This is a genomic window from Methylophaga sp. UBA5088 (assembly GCF_002414625.1).
Lineage (GTDB): Bacteria > Pseudomonadota > Gammaproteobacteria > Nitrosococcales > Methylophagaceae > Methylophaga > Methylophaga marina.
Window position 1 is genome coordinate 1 of the sequence record NZ_DIAC01000015.1, and the last position, 1,927, is coordinate 1,927.

Genomic DNA, 1,927 nt, shown 5'->3' on the forward strand with positions numbered 1-1,927 from the left:
AAAGGGAGCCTAGGCTCCCTTTTTTATTGCTTACTTTTGATGAGTTGTTTCAACTCATCTAACTGTCTAGATAAATCCTGAATAGTGGGTTCACCAGCATGCTCTTGTTGCCATTGTTCAGCATTTTCTTTCTCCATCACATTCACAACAATGCCAATTAACATGTTCAAAAAAGCAAAAGCATTTAAAAAGATAAAGCTGATATAGAAGGCCCAGCTAAATGGATAGAACTCCATTGTTTCATACATGACATCTGTCCAGTCTTCAAAGGTCATCACTCGAAATAATGTCAGCATCGAAACAGCAATATCCCCCCATAAGGTTTCATTCACACTGGCAAAGAAAGTAGTGCCAACTGCAGCGTAGATATATACGATAATAAACATCAGCAGCGCGACATAACCAAGCTGAGGCAAGGCCCTCAGTAATGAGTTTAAGAGAGTTCGCAACTCTGGAATGACCGAGACCATCCGCAAAACACGGAAGATCCTTACCAAACGGCCCACCAGAGCCAGTTCACTATCCTCTATGGGAATTAAGCTGACTACAACAATAATGGTGTCGAATATATTCCAGCCACTTTTGAAAAAATTCAGCTTGTTGGTTTCAGCAAAAAAGCGAATGCTGATTTCAATAAGAAAGAAGATGGTAATGCCATAATCCAGCCAGACAATGACGGTGAGCAGTTGACTGGGGATATTATAAGTTTTTGCCCCTATCATTAATGCTGAAAAAAGAATGACAGCAACAACAATCGTTTCAAATATCTTGTTCTGTTTAATGTTAAGAAAAATAGCCGCAAAACGATGGGTTCTTTGGGTAAGGGCTGAGGCCATTTTTACTCCTGTTTAAATATAAATCTTGGCTAGCTGCGGAATAATAGCGATTGGAAAAATTTATGCAAGTTAGCATGTTATGTGTGCGGTAGATATGCTATGTTCAGTTGACGCTATCCATGGAGAATGCATATGAAGACTTTACGAGATATCATTGGGATAAGCCATGAACCTTCAGCATTAAGTGAGTCTGCGCTCATACTGATTGATTGTCAGAATACCTACAGGGAAGGGGTATTGAAGTTGGATAATGTTGAACCAGCGCTTCAGCAAGTAAAAAAATTACTCGAGCTTGCACGTGAACATGGTGTTCCTGTTTTTCATATCCAGCATGATGGTGGAAAAGGTTCACCGTATGATTTGAATAGCCGCTTGGGTGCTATTGCCGATGAAGTGGCGCCGATTGATGGCGAATATGTCATTGAAAAAAGTTTTCCCAATGCATTTATTCAGACATCATTGGATGAAGCACTCAGAAAACGAAGCATAGAAAAAATTATCCTTGCTGGCTTCATGACACATATGTGTGTGAACTCGACTGCTCATGGCGGTTTTAATCGTGGTTACAATGTGACGATTGTGGCAGATGCCACAGCCACGCGTCCTCTATGTTTAAACAATGGAAAGCAGCTTTCTGCTGAGCAGGTCCAGGAAGTCACTATTGCTGCTACTCGTGATTTATATGCAGCAATTGTCGATACGGTTGACGATTTGGCCATTGAAGCTCGGCCCGACTAAGATTTACTTGTCACCCGGATTCTCTGACCACTGCTGTGGAACGCGTTGGATTTGACTAATATCGTAACCGACGTTCTCGATCAGTTTTAGCATGTGCTGATAATCTGCCTCTGGGATGGTCGGCGTTCTGGCCATAATCCAAACATAATCACGCTTATTGCGTGCGACGATAGTCTGAGAGTAATCTTCGGTCAGGTACATGATTCGGTAATCTGCTTTTATAGGCCAGATAAACTGCATTCCCCAGATAGCGTTAGTTTGTTCATCCGTGATGAATCCTTTGGGGTGATAGGTTTTTAATTCACCGTCAAAACTGTCTTCGTGAAACGTGAATGTGGTCTGAATTGTGCCGT

At 41.7% G+C, this 1,927-nt stretch carries 3 protein-coding genes; 1 reads left to right on the forward strand and 2 read right to left on the reverse strand.

Translation table 11 applies throughout. The annotated features are described in order from the left end of the window. Positions 1–23: 23 nt before the first annotated feature. On the reverse strand, positions 24–836 hold the full coding sequence (locus B4K20_RS02070) for an ion transporter (protein WP_289281718.1): 813 nt from the start codon (positions 834–836) through the stop codon (positions 24–26). A gap of 132 nt (positions 837–968) precedes the next feature. Here B4K20_RS02070 and B4K20_RS02075 point away from each other — a divergent pair, with 132 nt between their 5' ends. Next, positions 969–1,574 (forward strand): cysteine hydrolase family protein, encoded by a 606-nt coding sequence (locus B4K20_RS02075; RefSeq protein ID WP_289281719.1) that lies wholly within the window; start codon positions 969–971, stop codon positions 1,572–1,574. Positions 1,575–1,577: 3 nt separating this feature from the next. Here B4K20_RS02075 and B4K20_RS02080 read toward each other — a convergent pair. Beyond that, positions 1,578–1,927 (reverse strand): lipocalin family protein (locus B4K20_RS02080; protein ID WP_289281720.1); only part of this gene is annotated, 350 nt, incomplete at its 5' end.

Excerpts from the sequence above, each read along its gene's own strand:
- B4K20_RS02075 (WP_289281719.1), top strand. The coding sequence starts at position 969 with ATGAAGACTTTACGAGATATCATTGGGATAAGCCATGAACCTTCAGCA.
- B4K20_RS02070 (WP_289281718.1), bottom strand. The coding sequence starts at position 836 with ATGGCCTCAGCCCTTACCCAAAGAACCCATCGTTTTGCGGCTATTTTT.